Source organism: Variovorax sp. 01N425 (assembly GCF_056399465.1).
In genome coordinates, this window is sequence record NZ_JBFTRJ010000011.1 from 183,469 (window position 1) to 200,312 (window position 16,844).

The window sequence follows — 16,844 nt, forward strand, 5'->3', positions numbered from 1 at the left end:
GGGCGCTTTCGACGGGCTGTGGTGCGGGACTGAATCGGGGCTGAGGGTTTGCACTTAATTGCATTTTATGAATGAAAAATGCAAAATAAGAATCATGGAAAACACTGAGACGCCCTGCATGCGGTTTGTCGCGGCCGGGCAGGACTACCTGGCCGTCGATCTGCCGGCGCTCTGCAAAGACAAGCTCAGTCGCTTGCCCGTGGTCTTGCGCCTGCTGATGGAAAACGTCGCGCGCAACATGGAAGGCGCCGAGAAAGACGCCGCTCTGGCAGCGCTTCTCGCGTGGACCGACACCGGCACCAGCGAAGCGGAAATCGCCTTCCAGCCCGGGCGCGTGCTGATGCACGACACGACCAGCACGCCCGCGCTGGTGGATCTGGCCGCCATGCGCAGCACGCTGTCGGAGGCCGGTGTCGATCCGTCGGTGCTGAACTCGAGCCTGCCGGTGGATGTGTCGGTGGACCACTCGCTGGCGGTCGAGGCCTTCGCGCGCAAGGACGCACCCGAGGAGAACATGGCGATCGAGGTGCGGCGCAACGCGGAGCGCTACGCATTCCTGCGCTGGGCCTCGAAGGTGCTGCGGGGCGTGCGCATCAATCCGCCCGGCACAGGGATCATGCACACCATCAACCTGGAACAGCTGGCCACCGTGGTGACGCTGCAAGAGCGTGATGGCTTGCGCTGGTTGGTGCCGGACATGATGATCGGCACCGACAGCCATACGCCCATGGTCAACGGCATCGGCGTGCTAGGCTGGGGCGTGGGCGGACTCGAAGCCCAGACCGTGATGTTCGGCATGCCAACCATGCTGCGTATTCCCGATGTGATCGGCGTGCGACTTACCGGTGCGCTGCGCCCGGGCGTGCTGGCGACCGATCTGGCACTCGTCGTTACGCAGCGTCTGCGGGCTATCGGGGTCTCCGGCGAGTTCGTGGAGTTCTACGGCCCCGGTGTATCGACTTTGACCGCAGGCGACCGCTGCGTGGTGGCCAACATGGCGCCGGAGTACGGCGCGACCACGGGCTTCTTTCCGGTCGACCGCCGCACGCTCGACTACCTGCTGGAGACCGGCCGAACGCAGGCTCAAGTCGAACGCGTGGAAACGTACACCCGCGCGGCCGGCTTGTGGTTCGACCCTGCAGCGCTGCCGACCTACACGCGCGGCCTCCACATCGCGCTGGAGACGGTCGACATGCACATCGCGGGCCCGCGTCGCCCGCAAGACCTGTTGGGGTATGGCGATGCCGCCTCGGCCCTGGCCGCGCTCGCCTTCGAGCCGAAGGCTGTCGATACCCAAATGCCCCGATACCCGGTTGCCATTGCAGCCATCACGAGTTGCACCAACACTTCCGACCCGCGCTTGCTGATTGCCGCCGGCCTCGTCGCGCGCAGGGCGCGCGCGCTCGGCCTGAAGGTGCCGCACTGGGTCAAGACATCGCTCGGGCCGGGCTCGCCCGCGGCAGCGGCCTACCTGGAGCGCGCCGGCCTCACGACCGACCTCTCGGCGGTTGGCTTCGACATCGTGGGCTACGGCTGCACGACGTGCATCGGCAACTCGGGTCAGCTGCCCAGGGTGATTCACGACGCGATGGGCAGAGGTGCGATCCATCCGGTCGCGGCGCTGTCGGGCAACCGCAACTTTCCGGGACGGGTTCACCCCGACCTCGACCTTGGCTTTCTGATGTCGCCGCCGCTGGTCATCGCTTTCGCGCTGGCGGGAGACGCGGAGCGGGACTTGCGCGTGGACCCTGTGCAGATCACCGCCAAGGGCAAACCGGTTTATCTGCGGGACCTGTGGCCTTCGGCCGAAGAGATCGAAATTGCGCTCGCGCGTTCGCAAGATCCGTCGGATTACCCGCGCGCCTTTGCCATCGCCACCGGCAACCCCCTGTGGCATGCGCTCGCCGCACCGGACACCGAGCTCTACCCCTGGAACCGCGCCTCCACCGCGCTGCGCCGCCCCCCGTTCGCCGCCTTGTCGGAAGGCAGCATGCTCGGCCGCTACAGCGCGTACCCGCTCCTCGTGGTGGGCGACGACATCACGACCGACCACATCTCGCCGGCCAGCGCGATTCCCAAGGACAGCCTGGTGGCCGACTTCCTCGTGGCGCGCGGCGACGACCGCGACGACCTGAACGTATTCGCCTCGCGGCGGGGCAACTGGGAGGTGATGGTGCGGGCAGCCTTCCACAGCAAGACGCTGAAGAACCTCCTGGCGCCTGGCGCCCCTGTGGCACACACGCTGCACGTGCCCACCGGCGAGGTGGTGCCGCTCTGGGAGGCCGCGCAGCGCTATCGCGCATCGGGCGATTCGGTCGTGCTGGTCGCGGGCGAGCGATACGGCACCGGCTCATCGCGCGACTGGGCCGCCAAGGGCCAGCGGCTGCTGGGTATTCGCGCTGTGCTGGCCAACAGCTTCGAGCGCATTCATCGTTCCAACCTGATCGGCATGGGCGTGCTGCCACTGCGCTTGCCTGCGGGCATGACGCCTGTCACGCTCGGGCTGGCTCCGGGCGATTGCATCGAGGTCGATGCGCAGCCCGAAAATATCCGCCCGCGCGGCCCTGTTGCCGTCACGCTGCGCCGCGCCGGTGGCCGCACGGAGTGCTTCGATGTGGTGGCGGCGGTCGAGACGAAGCTGGAGGTCGAGCTTCTGCAGGCTGGTGGCGTCATTCCGTCAACCCTGCAAAAAATGATGAAGAAGCATGGCGCGGCAGCCCTGCCTGCCGCGTAGATAACCGGAATCGCTGGAGAATCCGCCCATATGCGGACCGATCAATCCATTCCCTCGCAAATTCTCGACCTCATCCAGGCAGACGCCATGCCGGCTGGCACTCATCTGCCGGCGCAGCTTCTGGCTGACCGACTGCGGGTGTCGCGCTCTCCCGTGAACGAAGCGCTGTCGCTGCTGGCCGAGAAGGGCGTGCTCATGCGCCAGCCCAATCGGGGCTACTTTCTGGTGAAGCCCATCGAGAATGAGGCGAGGGCACTCGCCGGCGAGCTGGGCCTCGAAGAATCCGACGTTGTGACCGAGGTGTACTTCCGCATCGCAGACGATCGATTGAGGGGGCTGCTGCCCGACGTGTTTCCTGAGGCGCTCCTGAAGCAACGCTACGGCCTCACCCCCGTGCAGCTGAATGGCGTGCTCAGTCGCATTGCCAATGAAGGCTGGGCCGAGAAGAAGCCGGGCTACGGCTGGGTGTTTTCGTCGATGCTGACCACCGCCGACAGCCTGCTGCAGTCGTATCGGCTGCGCCTTGCGCTCGAGCCCGCCGCGCTGCTCGAGCCCAACTACCACCTATCGCCCCAGGTGATCGCGCGCTGCCGCGCAGCGGAAAAGCATTTGCTCGAAGGCGGCATCGAAACCGACACCGCCGATCAGCTGCACGACCGCGGCGTGCGCTTCCACGAATCGCTGGTCGAGGGCTCGGGCAACGCGTTCTTCATCGACACCATCCGGCGCGTCAACCGCGTGCGCCGGCTGCTGTCGTACCGCTCGATGCAGGACCGCAGCCGCTACAAGGAACACTGCCAGCAGCACCTGCACCTGCTCGACCTGCTCGAGCGCGGCCGCAACGACGAAGCGTCGAAGGCCATGCACCAGCACCTTTCCAGCACGCTGCGCAATCTCGCGAAGATCAGCAGCATCCTCAAGACCTAGCTCCATGACCATCGGTTCCGCCATCGTCCGGGCGTTCGCACCCACCGGCGCATTGCGCGCCTCCATCAACCTCGGGAACCCGATCCTCGCCCATGCGGACAAGACAACCGGCGCGCCCGCCGGCGTTTCGGTGGACCTGGCATGCGCCTTTGCGAAACGCCTTGGCGTCGCGCTGGAACTGGTGGTCTTCGATGCCGCGGGAAAGTCGGTCGAAGCGGTGGCCAACGAGCAGGCCGACATCGGCTTCTTTGCGATCGACCCGGTGCGCGGCGCGCAGATCGCGTTCACCGAGGCGTACGTGCTGATCGAGGGCAGCTATCTCGTCCGCGAGCGTTCGCCTTTGCAGCACAACGACGAGGTCGACCGCGAAGGAACCGCGGTCGCGGTCGGCAAGGGAAGCGCCTACGACCTCTACCTGACGTGCGAACTCAAGCATGCGCAGATCGTGCGGGCACCGACTTCGCCCACCGTGGTCCAGACCTTCCTCGAGCAGAACCTGGATGTGGCTGCTGGCGTGAGGCAGCAACTCGAATCGGACAGCCGCGTGCACGCCGGCCTTCGCCTGCTGCCTGGCCGCTTCATGGTGATCCGGCAGGCCATGGGAACGCCCAAGACCCGGGGCGCGGACGCGGCGCGTGCATTGCGGGTTTTCGTGGAAGAGATGAAGGCGTCCGGCTTCGTGGCCGATGCGCTGAACAGGCACGGCATCGAAGGCGCATCGGTGGCGCCGCCCGGGCCTGCAGAGGACGCACTCGAAGGCCGGCCTCTTTCCATCACCCAGCGCTCGGCCGGCCCGCTGCCCCCGCCGCTTCCACCAGGAAGCTGACCAGCGCCTGCACCCGCGCGCTGCGCCCCTTGCGCGTGGGCACGAGCACCACCACCGGGGCGGCGCCGAATTCCCAGTCCGCCATCACGCGCTCGAGGCGGCCGGCGGCCAGCGCTTCGGCGGCGTCCCATTGGGAGCGCAGCACGATACCGAGGCCGTCCTCGGCCCACTGGCGCGCCACGCTGCCGTCGTTGCTGACGAAGGCCGGGTTGATGCGCAGCGTCTCGCCCTTGCGGGCGCCGCTGCCCGCGGGCCGCATGTGCCACAGCGTCACGTCCTCGTCGTTCTCGCGGATGCAGATGCAGGCGTGGTAGGCCAGGTCCGCCGGGTTGCGGGGCGTGCCGTGCTCGCGCAGGTAGCCGGGGCTCGCGCACAGCCAGCGTTCGTTGGAGGCGAGCGGGTGCGCCACCCAGGACGAGTCGCGCACCGCGCCCACGTGCACCACCGCGTCGGAATCGTGCTTGTCGGGCCACGGCGTTTCACGCAGGTCCAGCTGCAGCCGCAGGGCCGGATGCAGGCGGGAGAAACGGGACAGCCACGGCGCGACATGCGTGCGGCCATAGCCGAAGGACGCGGCCACGCGCAGCGTTCCGCTCAGGCGCCGGTCGTCGCGCTGCAGGGATTCGCGCAGGCCGTCGAACTTCAGCAGGAGTTCATAGGCCTCGCGCCCGAATCGTTCGCCTTCCGAGGTTAGGTGCAGCTTGCGCGACGTGCGGTTGGCCAGCACCAGGCCCAGCGAGGCCTCGAGCTTGCGCAGGCGCATCGACAGCGCGGGCGGCGTGACGCCGAGCGAGCGCGCGGCCGCGCTGAGCGAGCTCTCGCGCAGCAGCGCGGCAGCCAAGCGAAGGTCTTCGATCTGCATCATTCAGCAGAGCTTAACTATTGATGACGCAAGAGTGAAGCTCGAAGATACCTTGGCGCACCTAAAGTGAGCGCCATGCAAAACACTTCGACTCCCAACACCGCGGCCGGGCGCTATCCCCGGGCCGTGCTGTTCGACCTGCTCACTGCGCTGCTCGATTCGTGGACCGTCTGGAACGCAGCCGCCGGTTCCGAGCAGATGGGCCGCGCCTGGCGCGCCGAATACCTGCGGCTCACCTATGGCTGCGGCGCCTACCTGCCCTACGAAGACCTGGTGCGGCAGGCCGCGGCCACCATGGGGTTGCCCGCGAGCGCCCCGCAGTCGCTGGACGACCATTGGGACGAGCTGCCCGCATGGAGCGGCGCCACCGAACTGCTGCGGGCGCTTCGGCCCCACTGCAAGCTGGCCGTGGTGACCAACTGCTCGCGGCGCCTGGGCCAACGCGCGGCCGAACGCCTGGCAATCGACTGGGACGTGGTCGTGACCTCCGAGGAGGCGGGCTTCTACAAACCCGATCCCAGGCCCTATCGGCTGGCCCTGGAGCGGCTGGGCGTGCAGCCGGCCGAGGCGGCCTTCGTTGCCGGATCAGGCTACGACATGTTCGGCACGGCCAGCGTCGGCCTGCGCACTTATTGGCACAACCGCGTCGGCCTGGCCCGGCCCGAGGGCGCGCCGCTGGCGGAGGTCGAGTCGCCCACGCTCGATGGTGCGCTGCCATGGCTGCGCGGCTTCCGACCGGCCGCTTCCTGATCCAACCCACCACTCCAGGACCTGCCCATGATCCGCTCCCTTCGCCTGGCCGGCAGCCTTGCCGCCTTCTGCGCCGGCTTGCTGGCCGCACCTGGTGCTGCCGCCCAGCCGTTTCCGAGCCGCCCGGTCACGCTGATCGTTCCTTTCCCCGCCGGCGGTCCCAGCGATGCACTGGCCCGCGCCGTCGCGCAGAAGATGGCAGCGCCGCTGGGCCAGCCCATCGTCATCGAGAACCTCGGCGGCGCTAACGGCGTCATCGGCCTGGCGAAGGCGACCAAGGCCGCCGCCGACGGCTACACCATCTCGTTCGGAGGCATCGGCACGCACGTGGCCAACCTCGCGCTGTACAAGAAGCTGGCCTACGACCCCGTCGCCGATTTCGCGCCCATCGGCCCCGCGGGCGCGGCACCGATGCTGCTGCTGGCCCGCGCCGACCTGCCGGCCAACGATCTGCGCGAGTTCAGCGCCTGGCTGGCGAAGCACAAGGACAAGGCCTCCTACGGCAGCGCGGGCGTGGGGTCGATCTCGCACTACGGCTGCGTGCTGTTGCTGTCTTCCCTCGGCCAGAACGCCACGCATGTGCCCTACAAGGGCGTTGCGCCGGCGGTCAACGACCTGATGGGCGGGCAGACCGATTTCATGTGCGACCAGACCACCACCGCATTGCCGCAGATCGCCGGCGGGCGCATCAAGGCCATCGCCGTGCTGTCGGGCACGCGCCTCGTGCAGTTGCCGCGTGCAGCCACCGCGGCGGAAGGCGGCCATGCGCTGGACGTGCGTTCCTGGAATGCCTTCTTCGCCCCGCGCGGCACGCCGCCGCCCGTGCTTGCCAGGCTGACCGGCGCACTGCAGCAGGCGGTGGCCGATCCGGCGCTGCGCAAGCAGATGGAAGGGCTGGGCGTCGACCTGCCCGCACCTGCCGATGCAACGCCCGCGACCGTCGCCGCGCTCATTGCGCGCGGCATCCGCGACGACGTGCCGGCCCTCAAGGCCAAGGGCCAATACCTGGACTGATTCGAAATGGACAACATGCAGAACTCCCCTCCAAACCTCGCCGACATCGACACCCCCGCCGCCATCGTGTCGCTTCCGCGCATGCAGCGGAACATCGCGCGCATGCAGCAGCAGGCCGATGCGCTGGGCGTGCGCTTTCGCCCGCACGTGAAGACCAGCAAATGCGCCGATGTGGTCGCGGCCCAGCTTGCCGCTGGCGCGGCGGGCATCACGGTGTCGACGCTGAAGGAGGCCGACCAGTTCTTCGCCCGCGGCGTGACCGACATCCTCTATGCCGTCGGCATGGCGCCGCACCGGCTCGCGCATGCGCTGGACCTGCGCCAGCGCGGCTGCGCACTGCAGATACTGACCGACAGCGTCGAAGGCGCGCGGGCCATCGCCGACTACGGCCGTGCGCACGGCCACGCCTTCGAGGTGCTCATCGAGATCGACACCGATGGCCACCGCTCCGGCATCAAGCCGGGCGAGGACCTGCTGCTCGAGGTCGGCCGCATGCTGCACGAGGGCGGCATGCGCCTGGCCGGCGTGCTGACGCATGCGGGCTCCAGCTACGAACTGCACACGCCCCAGGCCCTGGCCGCGCTGGCCGAGCAGGAACGCGCCGGCTGCGTGCAGGCCGCGCAGCGCCTGCGCGCCGCGGGCCTGCCGTGCCCCATCGTGTCGGTGGGCTCCACCCCCACGGCGCTGGAAGCCGCGTCGCTGGATGGCGTCACCGAACTGCGCGCCGGGGTCTATGTCTTCTTCGACCTGGTGATGCGCAACGTGGGCGTCTGCCGCACCGAAGACATTGCGCTGAGCGTGCTCACCACCGTGATCGGGCACCAGGCCGACAAGGGCTGGGCCATCGTCGATGCCGGCTGGATGGCCATGAGCCGCGACCGGGGCACGGGCAAGCAGCAGCGCGACTACGGCTATGGCCAGGTGTGCACCGTGGACGGAGTGCCGATCGAGGGCTACCTGCTGTCGGCCGCCAACCAGGAGCACGGCATCCTCTCGCGCGAGGGCGCTGCGGACCCGGACATCGTGGCGCGCTTTCCGGCCGGAACCCGGCTGCGCATATTGCCCAACCATGCCTGCGCCACCGGCGCGCAGTTTCCCGCCTACCAGGCGCTGGCCGAGGACGGCACGGTGCAAACCTGGGAGCGCTTCCATGGCTGGTGAGAACGTTGCCGAGTCCAACGACATGTCGGGCCCGGTCCATGTCGCAGTGCCCGCGCTGGCCAGGCCGGGCGGTCACTACAGCCATGCCGCCGTTGGCGGCGGCCTGGTCTTCATCGCCGGGCAATTGCCGATCACGCCGGCCGGCGAGCGCCTGGCCGATGCGGCTTTCGAGGTGCAGGCGGCGCAGACGCTGGCGAACGTGGAGGCGGCCTTGCTCGCCGCGGGTTCGGGCATCGGCAAGCTGCTGCAGGTAAGGGTCTACCTCGACGACATCGCCAACTGGCCGGCCTTCGACAGGATCTATGCGCAGTGGGCCGGACCCTCGCGCCCGGCCCGGGCCGTCGTGCCGACTGGGCCGCTGCATTTCGGGTTCAAGGTCGAGGTGGAGGCGATGGCGCTTGGGTGATCGGGCGGTTGCGGTTGAAGGCTTGGACGCTAGACTGGCGCTAAACGAACCTTAATGGATAGTGCAATATGCCATTGAGAGCATCGGACATTGTTCCCATCAGCGAAGCGCGCACCCGGCTCACCGAACTGGCCGAAGACGTGGTCCGCAGCGGCGCGGAGAAGGTGCTGACCAAGAACGGCGCGAGCTACGTTGCCTTGGTCGATGCACGCCGGCTGGACTACTACCATGCCCTCGAGTCGGAGCACGCCAGCCTTGTGCTGGCCGAGGACGCCATCACCGGCCTGCGGCAGGCCTTGGCAGGCCAGTTCGTGTCTGACGAGGAACTGGACCGGGCACTCGGTGTCGCATCGGCGCCGTGAGCATGCCTGTCAAAGCGCGCTACGTCGCAGGAACACATGCGTGGCCCTCTCGCCTGCCACCTGCCGTTCGCAGCGGTAGCCCAGCACCGGCAGGTCCAGGCCTGCGAACAGCGCCTCGCCCTTGCCCAGCAACACCGGACGCACGGCCAGGTGCAGTTCGTCGATCAGCCCGGCCCTCAGGTATTCGCGCACCGTCGCCACGCCGCCGCCCACGCGCACGTCGCGTGCGCCTGCGGCCGCTTGTGCCAGCGCGAGCGCTTCGTGGATGCCGCCCGTGACGAAGTGGAAGGTGGTGCCGCCGCGCATCGTCAGCGGTGCGCGCGCATGGTGGGTGAGCACGAAGACCGGCACGTGGTAGGGAGGCTCGTCGCCCCACCAGCCTTTCCAGCTTTCGTCGGGCCAGGGACCGCGCACCGGCCCGAACATGTTGCGCCCGAGGATCCAGGCACCCATCTCGGCAAAGCCTTGTTCGGCCATCTCGTTGTCGATGCCGGTCTCGCCATTGGCCTCGCCCGTCTTTTGCATCTGCTGCCAGACGCGCGTGGGAAAGAACCAGTCCATGAGTTCGGGACCGCGAACACCCAGCGGGTGCTCCAGGCTCTGGTCCGGGCCGGCGGCGAAGCCGTCGAGCGAAACGCCGAAGCTGCGCACGAGCAATCGGGCCATGGTGTCGTCTCCTGCAGGAAGAAGGGAGCTTCAGTTTAGCGCTGGCGGCGTCCCGACGAACCCTCGTTCGAGGCCATGGGCGTCGCGCAGAATGCGCGCATGAGCATCGAATACTTCGGCGTTGAAGAAGCCATTGCCGGCACCGGCCTGCGCATGGTGGTGGTAGGCCACATTCCCAGCCCCTGGTCCGAGGCGGCCAAGGGCATCCTGCATGTGAAACGCATTCCGTGGAAAGCGGTGCGCCTCGCTTATGACAGTCCGCAACTCAAGGAGTGGGCCGGCCAGCGCAACGCGCCCGTGGCCGTCTACAACAACGAGGCGCCGCGCTCGGGCTGGGCGGACATCCTGCTGCTGTGCGAGCGGCTCGCGCCGCAGCCCTCGCTGCTGCCGGCCGATGCAGCCGAGCGGGCGCTGATGTTCGGCCTGGCCCACGAGATCTGCGGCGAGCAGGGGCTGGCCTGGTCGCGCCGCCTGCAGCTGGTGCAGGCCGGCCTGGCAGGAGAGGGCGGCTTCGCTGCGCCGGCCGCCGCATACATCGGCAAGAAGTACGGCTTCAGTCCACAGGCGGGCGCGAGTGCACCCGCGCGCGTGGTGGCTGTGCTGAAGATGCTGGCGGCGCGCCTGAAGGCGCAGCAGGCGGCCGGCAGCGATTACTACATCGGCGCAAGCCTTGGCGCGGTGGACATCTACAGCGCGACCGCGCTGGCGCTGATGCGTCCGTTGCCGCACGCCATCTGCGAGATGGACCCCGCCACGCGCCGGGCTTTCGAATTCCGCGAGCCGGTGACCGATGCAGCGCTGGACGATGTACTGCTGCGGCACCGGGACATGGTGTACGAGCGGCACCTGGGACTGCCGCTGTCGCTGTGACGTGAATGCATTCACGACGCGCTTGTCCGCTCGTTCAGTGGCCGGCAAACCTCCAGCACCAACCCGCGCAGCCACTGGTGCGCAGGGTCCCGATCCAGGCGCGGGTGCCACATCTGCGACACGGTGATCTGCTCGGTCGGCATCGGCAGCGGGAACGAGCGCAGCGTGCCGCGCGCCCTCAGGTGTTCGAAGTAGGAAGACGGTATCAATGCAACCAGGTCGGTCGCGGCCGCTATCGACAAGGCAGTGCCGAAGCTGGGCACCACGACCGCGGTGTTGCGCACCAGGCCCATTGCCGCGAGTGCGTCGTCCGCCGGCCCCACGGTCCGGCCGTGGCGTGAAGTGACCACGTGGTCGCAGGCAGCGTAGCGCTCGGCCGTGATCTCGGGTCCGGCGAGCAGGGGATGGCCATCGCGCACCACCGCAATGAAGCGGTCGCGAAAGAGCGCCTGGACGCGGACCTCCGGGCCCGACTCGCCCAGAACGCCGATGTCCAGATCGAGCAATCCCTCGCGCAGAGGCCGGACATCCTTGTCGGGCTTGGGCGCAAAGCGCAGGCGAACGCCCGGCGCCTCGCGCGCGGCGCGGGCCACCAGCTGGGGCGCGAAGCCCTCGATGAAGCCGTCGTTGGCCCGTATCGTGAACAGGTGCCGGAGCGTGCGGGGGTCCATGCTCGCGCCGGCGGGCTGAAGCACCGCGCGCGACTCCTGCACCAGTTCCCTGACGCGGTCGCGCAATGCCAGCGCATGCGGCGTGAGCACCATGGCGCGGCCCGCGCGCACGAGGAGCTGGTCCCCGGTGGATTCCCGCAGCCGCGCGAGCGCCCGGCTCATCGCCGACTCGCTCAGGTCCAGGCGCTCGGCAGCTTTGGCGACGCTGCCTTCGGAGAGAAGTGCGTTCAACGCAAACAGCAGGTTCAGGTCGGCTTCTGTCGGCATGCCCGAAGCTAGCACGGCCGCGAGGATTTCGACAGGCGCCGCATGCAGGAACAAGCTGCGCGCCACGCGCTGTGCAAGCCGTGTGCGCAGTCCTACGCTGGACCCATGTTGACATCCACACTTCGACCCGACTCTTCTTCCACTGCTTCACGCACCGCCGAAGCCCGGGAGGTGAACGACGACGCAAAGGCGGTGCACGATGTCGACGGCCTGCCGCTGCCGCGGCGCTGCCTGGCCGTCGCCGCGATCCTTGGCGCGGGCGTGCTGGTGGTGCTCGATGGCGCCATCGCCAATATCGCGCTGCCCAACATTGCCCAGCAGTTGCAGGCGAGACCCGCCGACGCCGTCTGGGTCATCACCGCCTACCAGCTGGCCGTGGTCATGTTCCTGCTGCCGGCTTCTGCGGTCGGGGAGAGCTTCGGGTATCGGCGGGTCTTCGCGGGCGGCGTTGCGCTGTTCACCGCGGCGTCGGTGCTGTGCGCGTTGGCCCCATCGCTGCCATGGCTCGTGGCCGCAAGGTGCCTTCAGGGCCTGGGCAGTGCGGCCGTCATGCCGCTCGGGCTGGCGTTGCTGCGCTTCACTTATCCACGCCGGCTGCTGGCACGCTCGATCGCGTGGAATGCGCTCGCCGTCGCGGCTGCTTCAGCGGCAGGCCCCACCCTTGGCGCCTTCATACTCTCCGCGGCAAGTTGGCCGTGGCTCTTTGCGGTGAACCTGCCGATCGGCCTTCTCGTGCTCGCCGCCTGCGCGGGCTTGCCGAGCCCGGCGCGCTCGGTGCGCCGCATCGACGGCTGGAGCATCGCGCTCAACGCGGTCATGTTCGCCTCTTTCGTGCTGGGGAGCGACCGGCTGGTGGCGCAGCCGCTGCACGGCGGCGCGTTGCTTGCGCTGTCGGCCGCTTGCATGGTCCTGCTGGTGAGGCGCGAGATGCCGAAGGCGGCACCGTTGATCCCGCTCGACCTGCTGCGCGTGCATTCCTTTCGGATCTCGGTCATTGCCTCCGTGTGCTGCTTCACCGGCCAGATGGCCGGCCTCGTGGCACTGCCGTTCTACATCCAGCACGAACTCGGCCAGAGCGCGGTGATGGCCGGCCTCTTGATGACCCCCTGGCCCTTGGCGGTGATGCTGGCCGCGCCACTGTCGGCGCGCCTGGCCCAGCGCGTGCCCAGCGCCTGGCTGTGCGCGGCCGGCAGTGCGTGCTTCGCGAGCGGTCTGGCCCTGTGCGCCCTGTGGCCGCTGCACGGCAGCCCGGCCGTGCCGATCGCCGCGTTCACGAGCCTCGCAGGCCTGGGCTTCGGCTTCTTCCAGACACCGAACAACCAGAACATGCTGCTCTCGGCACCCAAGGAACGCAGCGGCGCCGCCGGTGGCGCGCAAGGCACCGCCCGGCTCACGGGCTTGACGCTCGGCAGCCTGTTGATGAGCCTGATGTTCGAGCTGCTGCCGTCCCACAGCGTGGTGCACTGGGGCCTGGCGATCGCTGCTCTGGTTGCGTTGGCGGGGAGCGCGGCGAGTTTGCTCAGGAGCAGCGCGAGGGATCGCGCCGTGTGATGGGTATCGGGAGGAGAGGGGTACGCCTGATGAAATCAAGCATCAGCGCAACGGCCTCGGCCGCATGGGTTTCGAGCAGCAGGTGGCCCGCGTCCAGGACATGGGCTTCCATCCTGGGCAGCGCACGCATCCAGGACAGGACCTCGGCAAGGTCGAAATAGATATCGTGCCTTCCCCACGCCATGAGGGCAGGGGGCTGCCAACGCTCGAGGTACTGGGCGATGGCGCCGAAGCGGGCGGCGTAGTTTCCGTAGTCCGCGATCAGCGCCCGCTGGGTGTCCATATGGCCCGGCAGGTTCATCACCCGCCAATCCTCTTCCCAGTGCTCAGCGGGGATGCGCTCGGCCACCTCCGGCGGAACGCCCGCGATGTAGGTGTCGCGTGTGCCCGCGAGCGTCAGGTGCGCGGTCGCCGCCGCCTGGTTTTCCGCGTTGGGCTGCGACCAGTAGGCCTGCGTTGCGGCCCATCCCGGTCCCCACCCCGTTCGATGTGCGTTGGCGTTCTGCACGATGAGGCCCAGGACTTTCCCTGGCGCCTGCATCGCGATCTGCAGGCCCACGGGCGCGCCCCAGTCATGCAGGTAGATGAACCGCGGCCCGATCTCGAGCGAGTCCAGCAGTTCGGCGATCGCCTGGCCGATGGCGGCAAACGACGGGGCCGGCAGCGGCTCGGATTCGCCGTGGCCGGGCAGATCCGGCGCGATCACGAAAGCGGCTTGCGACAGCGCGGGCACGACTGCCCGGAACAGCCGGGCCGAGTTCGGGGTTCCGTGCAGCAGCAGCAAGGCGGGTCTGGACGCCTCGCCCGCGGTGGTGAACGACAGTTCGGTGCCGCCGGACAGGCGGAGCCGTTCCGTCTTCATGTCATCGACCGTGCTGCTCGGCAGGGGCTTTCGCTTCGAGGCGGGTGGCTTCCTGGTTCCCATGCATGAATTCTGGTTTCAAGAAATTCGCCTCTTGTCAGCGCAGGCCGCTACAGCGTGTCCCGGCGACGCCCTCACCGGGCACTTCGACCCGTTCGGCTATAACCTCGATTCCGCAGTGCCGCCCAGGCGAAGGAGTTCTCGATGAGTTTGGATTTTACTTTCGGCCGCATGGCACTCGCCCTCTGCGCCGCTTCGCTCTTCACCGTGACTTCCGCGATGGCCGGCGAGGTCGCCAGCCAGGCGCCAAGCGGGAGCCTCGCCGTCCAAAAATTGGCTGCCCGTACCGGACCGGAGAGCGTTGTCGTGGAGAGCGCAGGGCCCTACGGCGTCGACGCGGAAAGCGTGAGGCGCCATCTTGCCAACACCTTGGCAGGGGATTCGGTGCTGGGGCCGCTACCGCGCAACAACGAGCGCTACAGCTTCGATGGAAAGCTCCGCACCTACGTCGTACCGGTGCGCCCGGCCATCGACAACCCCATCAACAGCTATTCGCCCTACGACAGCAGTTCGTTCCGCCGAGATGCCGTGGCCGCGGATGCGTCGAATCTCGGCTTGCTTCAGGCGGTGTTCAAGCGCCTCGCTGCGGATTGAACGAAGCGCCGGCGACGGCGCATCACCCGCTCCGCGCCGCGCACACCGAAGGACTCGCAGGGCCGGGCCACCACCGATGTTGCTTGATCGCGGCGGCCGGCCGGCCGGCCGGGCGGATTCAGCCGACGGTGTACGGCGTTTCGGGCACCTGCGTGTGGAAGCTGGCATTGAGCATGTTCCACGAGCGGATCGCGCAGACCGCGAACGAGAGGTCCGCGATCTGTGCGTCGCTGAAGTGCCGCTTCACTGCCTCGAAGTCCGCGTCGCTGGGCGTGCGATGCGGCACCGCGTTGACGGCCTCGGCCCAGTTGAACGCGGCGCGCTCGGCTTCGCTGAAGAAGCGCTCGGCCTCGCGCCAGCCGGCCACGGCGTTGACATGGCGCGGGTCCATGCCCTGCTTGAGCAGGTCGACCCAGTGCATGTCGATGCAGAAGGCGCAGCCGTTGATCTGGCTGATGCGCAAGTTCACCAATTCACGCAGGCGCTTGTCCAGCGTACTGCCGGCGACGTGGGAAAACTGGGTACCGGCACGCGCTGCCGCAGGCGCGAGGGCGTGATAGTCGAGTCGGGCTGAGGACATGGTGAGCTCCTTGTAGCTTGAGGGTTGAGGGAACAACACCTCCTAGACGAGCGGGCGCATTGCCTTGTGACAGGCGCCCGGCACTGCTCGACCATGCCTCGGCCACTGAGCGGCTATCGCCCAAAACATCATCAGCGCACCTTTTTGAAATCGTATATGATGAACATCATGCGAAATTCGAAACATCCCGTCCGAACGGCGGCCAAGGAAGCCTCGCACGAGCGCATCGTCTCGGCTGCGGCGCGGGCGATCCGCCGCAGCGGCTATGACGGAACCGGAGTCGCCGACATCATGAAGGAGGCCGGCCTGACCCATGGCGCCTTCTATGCCCACTTCGCCTCGCGCGAGGCCATGCTGGCGGAAGCAGCGGAGCGGGCCTGTACGGAGTCGGCCGCCATAGCGGCGGAGGCGGCTGCCAGCGTGCCCCGGGAACAGGCCCTGACCTACATGCTCCACGCTTATCTTTCGCGAGAAAACCTGGAGCAGGTCGAGCGGGGGTGCCCCCTGGCCGCGCTGGGTTCGGAAACCGCGCGCCAAACCCCCGAAGTCCGGCGAGCGAACACCCGCTACATCAAGGAAATGGTCGATCTTGTGGCCCGCCAGTCGCCGGATTGGGGGCAGGCCGGTGCCCACGAACGCGCGCTCGTGACCGTCGCCGCCATGGTCGGCACCCTGCTGCTGGCCCGCGTCGTCGACGAGCCTGCGCTGTCCGACAGCCTGCGCGAGGCTGCCTTGAAGCACCTGCCCATCGCCTGAGAACACTGGCACCCATCGACCTTTCGCTCGCCAGAAAATATGATGAGCATCATGCGACTATCAAACTGAAGGAAAAACATGAGCACGAAGAACAAGGTGGCCCTCGTGACAGGGGCCTCGTCCGGCATAGGCGAAGCCATTGCGCAGAAGCTGTCAACGGCGGGCTACAAGGTCTACGGCACCAGCCGGCGCGGCGGCGGCGAGGTGGGCCAGCGAACGTTCAAGATGCTGCCACTCGATGTGACCCAGGACGCGTCGGTCGATGCTGTGGTCCGGCAACTGATCCAACTGGAGGGCCGCATCGATCTGCTGGTCAACAACGCCGGCTTCGGGGTCGCTCCCGCCGGTGCGGAAGAGAGCTCGATTGCCCAGGCCCAGGCCATCTTCGACACCAACTTCTTCGGCATGGTGCGGATGATCCGGTCCGTCGTACCGCATATGCGTCGCCAGGGGAGTGGCCGCATCATCAACATTGGCTCCGTGGTGGGCTTCCTGCCTTCGCCTTACATGGCGCTGTACTCCGCCACCAAGTACGCGGTCGCCGGCTATTCGGAATCGCTGGACCATGAACTGCGCACGCAGGGCATTCGCGTCTCGGTGGTGGAGCCTCCCTACATCAACACGCCGTTCGAAGCGAACTCGATGCAGCCCGACACACCGCTGGACATGTACCGCGAGATTCGCGCGGGCATGGAGCAGCGGCTCAAGGATGGAATCGCGGGCGCAGAAGGCCCCGAGGTGGTGGCCGACATCGTGTTGAAGGCGGCCACGGCCACGCAGCCCAAGACCCACTACGCCCCCGGCATGGCCGGCCGCCTGCGCCTGCTGCGCAGGTTCGCGCCGGCCAGCCTGCTGGACGCCGGGGTGCGCAAGGATCTTCGGCTCGACGCGATAGCCCGCTAGCCGTTTCGCACTCCGTTCCAAA

18 protein-coding genes are annotated in these 16,844 nt (G+C 68.0%); 13 read left to right on the forward strand and 5 right to left on the reverse strand.

All coding sequences use genetic code 11. The annotated features are described in order from the left end of the window. Window positions 1-94 precede the first annotated feature (94 nt). Genes acnA through AC1DSC_RS21080 form a run of 3 tightly spaced genes read left to right on the forward strand, consistent with a single transcriptional unit; the run spans window position 95 to window position 4,487 of the window. Window positions 95-2,734, forward strand: a complete 2,640-nt coding sequence (gene acnA, locus AC1DSC_RS21070) for an aconitate hydratase AcnA (protein WP_436288363.1) — start codon at window positions 95-97, stop codon at window positions 2,732-2,734. Window positions 2,735-2,764: 30 nt separating this feature from the next. Beyond that, window positions 2,765-3,661: a GntR family transcriptional regulator gene (locus AC1DSC_RS21075; protein ID WP_436288362.1), complete on the forward strand. Its 897-nt coding sequence runs from the start codon at window positions 2,765-2,767 to the stop codon at window positions 3,659-3,661. 4 nt (window positions 3,662-3,665) lie between these two features. Continuing rightward, on the forward strand, window positions 3,666-4,487 hold the full coding sequence (locus AC1DSC_RS21080) for an ABC transporter substrate-binding protein (protein WP_436288361.1): 822 nt from the start codon (window positions 3,666-3,668) through the stop codon (window positions 4,485-4,487). Here the strand turns inward: AC1DSC_RS21080 and AC1DSC_RS21085 are convergent. After that, window positions 4,435-5,352, reverse strand: a complete 918-nt coding sequence (locus tag AC1DSC_RS21085; RefSeq protein ID WP_015866214.1) for a LysR family transcriptional regulator — start codon at window positions 5,350-5,352, stop codon at window positions 4,435-4,437. The two genes, AC1DSC_RS21080 and AC1DSC_RS21085, sit on opposite strands and share 53 nt — an antisense overlap. 72 nt (window positions 5,353-5,424) lie before the next feature. Between AC1DSC_RS21085 and AC1DSC_RS21090 the strand changes: the two genes are divergently transcribed. The 5 genes from AC1DSC_RS21090 to AC1DSC_RS21110 all read left to right on the forward strand — a co-directional run bounded on the left by AC1DSC_RS21090 (window position 5,425) and on the right by AC1DSC_RS21110 (window position 9,042). Next, the gene (locus tag AC1DSC_RS21090; RefSeq protein ID WP_436288360.1) at window positions 5,425-6,099 is read left to right on the forward strand and encodes an HAD family hydrolase; all 675 of its coding nucleotides are present in this window, start codon (window positions 5,425-5,427) and stop codon (window positions 6,097-6,099) included. Window positions 6,100-6,126: 27 nt separating this feature from the next. Beyond that, a complete protein-coding gene (locus AC1DSC_RS21095) occupies window positions 6,127-7,113 on the forward strand; it encodes a tripartite tricarboxylate transporter substrate-binding protein (RefSeq protein WP_015866216.1) in 987 nt (328 codons plus the stop codon). 6 nt (window positions 7,114-7,119) lie between these two features. After that, window positions 7,120-8,274: a DSD1 family PLP-dependent enzyme gene (locus AC1DSC_RS21100; protein ID WP_015866217.1), complete on the forward strand. Its 1,155-nt coding sequence runs from the start codon at window positions 7,120-7,122 to the stop codon at window positions 8,272-8,274. After that, a complete protein-coding gene (locus tag AC1DSC_RS21105; RefSeq protein WP_015866218.1) occupies window positions 8,264-8,680 on the forward strand; it encodes a RidA family protein in 417 nt (138 codons plus the stop codon). Before AC1DSC_RS21100 ends, AC1DSC_RS21105 begins: the two co-directional genes overlap by 11 nt. Before the next feature lie 68 nt (window positions 8,681-8,748). Further along, entirely contained in the window at window positions 8,749-9,042 is a 294-nt protein-coding gene (locus tag AC1DSC_RS21110) for a type II toxin-antitoxin system Phd/YefM family antitoxin (protein ID WP_015866219.1), read from the forward strand. A gap of 9 nt (window positions 9,043-9,051) precedes the next feature. Here AC1DSC_RS21110 and AC1DSC_RS21115 read toward each other — a convergent pair whose 3' ends face one another. Beyond that, complete coding sequence (locus tag AC1DSC_RS21115; RefSeq protein ID WP_015866220.1) at window positions 9,052-9,708, reverse strand: dihydrofolate reductase family protein; 657 nt, start codon at window positions 9,706-9,708, stop codon at window positions 9,052-9,054. 99 nt (window positions 9,709-9,807) lie between these two features. On the opposite strand from AC1DSC_RS21115, the gene AC1DSC_RS21120 reads away from it, so the two are divergent. Then, window positions 9,808-10,578 carry a glutathione S-transferase family protein gene (locus tag AC1DSC_RS21120; RefSeq protein ID WP_369664660.1) on the forward strand — a complete coding sequence of 257 codons (771 nt, stop codon included), beginning with the start codon at window positions 9,808-9,810 and terminating at the stop codon, window positions 10,576-10,578. Between the two features lie 11 nt (window positions 10,579-10,589). On the opposite strand, the gene AC1DSC_RS21125 is transcribed toward AC1DSC_RS21120, so the two are convergent. Further along, on the reverse strand, window positions 10,590-11,516 hold the full coding sequence (locus AC1DSC_RS21125; protein WP_015866222.1) for a LysR family transcriptional regulator: 927 nt from the start codon (window positions 11,514-11,516) through the stop codon (window positions 10,590-10,592). A 171-nt stretch (window positions 11,517-11,687) separates the two neighbouring features. Between AC1DSC_RS21125 and AC1DSC_RS21130 the strand changes: the two genes are divergently transcribed. Beyond that, window positions 11,688-13,067, forward strand: coding sequence for an MFS transporter (locus AC1DSC_RS21130; RefSeq protein ID WP_369664659.1), 1,380 nt, complete (start codon window positions 11,688-11,690; stop codon window positions 13,065-13,067). Here AC1DSC_RS21130 and AC1DSC_RS21135 read toward each other — a convergent pair. Next, window positions 13,036-13,929 (reverse strand): alpha/beta fold hydrolase, encoded by an 894-nt coding sequence (locus AC1DSC_RS21135; RefSeq protein ID WP_015866224.1) that lies wholly within the window; start codon window positions 13,927-13,929, stop codon window positions 13,036-13,038. The genes AC1DSC_RS21130 and AC1DSC_RS21135 overlap by 32 nt on opposite strands. A gap of 204 nt (window positions 13,930-14,133) precedes the next feature. On the opposite strand from AC1DSC_RS21135, the gene AC1DSC_RS21140 reads away from it, so the two are divergent. Beyond that, window positions 14,134-14,583: a hypothetical protein gene (locus tag AC1DSC_RS21140; protein ID WP_015866225.1), complete on the forward strand. Its 450-nt coding sequence runs from the start codon at window positions 14,134-14,136 to the stop codon at window positions 14,581-14,583. Between the two features lie 118 nt (window positions 14,584-14,701). Here AC1DSC_RS21140 and AC1DSC_RS21145 read toward each other — a convergent pair whose 3' ends face one another. Continuing rightward, complete coding sequence (locus AC1DSC_RS21145; RefSeq protein WP_015866226.1) at window positions 14,702-15,163, reverse strand: carboxymuconolactone decarboxylase family protein; 462 nt, start codon at window positions 15,161-15,163, stop codon at window positions 14,702-14,704. Window positions 15,164-15,319: 156 nt separating this feature from the next. Between AC1DSC_RS21145 and AC1DSC_RS21150 the strand changes: the two genes are divergently transcribed. Then, window positions 15,320-15,919, forward strand: a complete 600-nt coding sequence (locus AC1DSC_RS21150; protein WP_436288357.1) for a TetR/AcrR family transcriptional regulator — start codon at window positions 15,320-15,322, stop codon at window positions 15,917-15,919. Between the two features lie 78 nt (window positions 15,920-15,997). After that, window positions 15,998-16,822 (forward strand): oxidoreductase, encoded by an 825-nt coding sequence (locus AC1DSC_RS21155; RefSeq protein WP_015866228.1) that lies wholly within the window; start codon window positions 15,998-16,000, stop codon window positions 16,820-16,822. Window positions 16,823-16,844 lie beyond the last annotated feature (22 nt).

Coding starts and splice junctions, on each gene's coding strand:
- AC1DSC_RS21125 (WP_015866222.1), bottom strand. CDS start 11,516: ATGCCGACAGAAGCCGACCTGAACCTGCTGTTTGCGTTGAACGCACTT.
- AC1DSC_RS21145 (WP_015866226.1), bottom strand. CDS start 15,163: ATGTCCTCAGCCCGACTCGACTATCACGCCCTCGCGCCTGCGGCAGCG.
- AC1DSC_RS21155 (WP_015866228.1), top strand. CDS start 15,998: ATGAGCACGAAGAACAAGGTGGCCCTCGTGACAGGGGCCTCGTCCGGC.
- AC1DSC_RS21095 (WP_015866216.1), top strand. CDS start 6,127: ATGATCCGCTCCCTTCGCCTGGCCGGCAGCCTTGCCGCCTTCTGCGCC.
- AC1DSC_RS21115 (WP_015866220.1), bottom strand. CDS start 9,708: ATGGCCCGATTGCTCGTGCGCAGCTTCGGCGTTTCGCTCGACGGCTTC.
- AC1DSC_RS21150 (WP_436288357.1), top strand. CDS start 15,320: ATGATGAACATCATGCGAAATTCGAAACATCCCGTCCGAACGGCGGCC.
- acnA (WP_436288363.1), top strand. CDS start 95: ATGGAAAACACTGAGACGCCCTGCATGCGGTTTGTCGCGGCCGGGCAG.
- AC1DSC_RS21105 (WP_015866218.1), top strand. CDS start 8,264: ATGGCTGGTGAGAACGTTGCCGAGTCCAACGACATGTCGGGCCCGGTC.
- AC1DSC_RS21120 (WP_369664660.1), top strand. CDS start 9,808: ATGAGCATCGAATACTTCGGCGTTGAAGAAGCCATTGCCGGCACCGGC.
- AC1DSC_RS21100 (WP_015866217.1), top strand. CDS start 7,120: ATGGACAACATGCAGAACTCCCCTCCAAACCTCGCCGACATCGACACC.
- AC1DSC_RS21080 (WP_436288361.1), top strand. CDS start 3,666: ATGACCATCGGTTCCGCCATCGTCCGGGCGTTCGCACCCACCGGCGCA.
- AC1DSC_RS21085 (WP_015866214.1), bottom strand. CDS start 5,352: ATGATGCAGATCGAAGACCTTCGCTTGGCTGCCGCGCTGCTGCGCGAG.
- AC1DSC_RS21135 (WP_015866224.1), bottom strand. CDS start 13,929: ATGAAGACGGAACGGCTCCGCCTGTCCGGCGGCACCGAACTGTCGTTC.
- AC1DSC_RS21110 (WP_015866219.1), top strand. CDS start 8,749: ATGCCATTGAGAGCATCGGACATTGTTCCCATCAGCGAAGCGCGCACC.
- AC1DSC_RS21075 (WP_436288362.1), top strand. CDS start 2,765: ATGCGGACCGATCAATCCATTCCCTCGCAAATTCTCGACCTCATCCAG.
- AC1DSC_RS21090 (WP_436288360.1), top strand. CDS start 5,425: ATGCAAAACACTTCGACTCCCAACACCGCGGCCGGGCGCTATCCCCGG.
- AC1DSC_RS21140 (WP_015866225.1), top strand. CDS start 14,134: ATGAGTTTGGATTTTACTTTCGGCCGCATGGCACTCGCCCTCTGCGCC.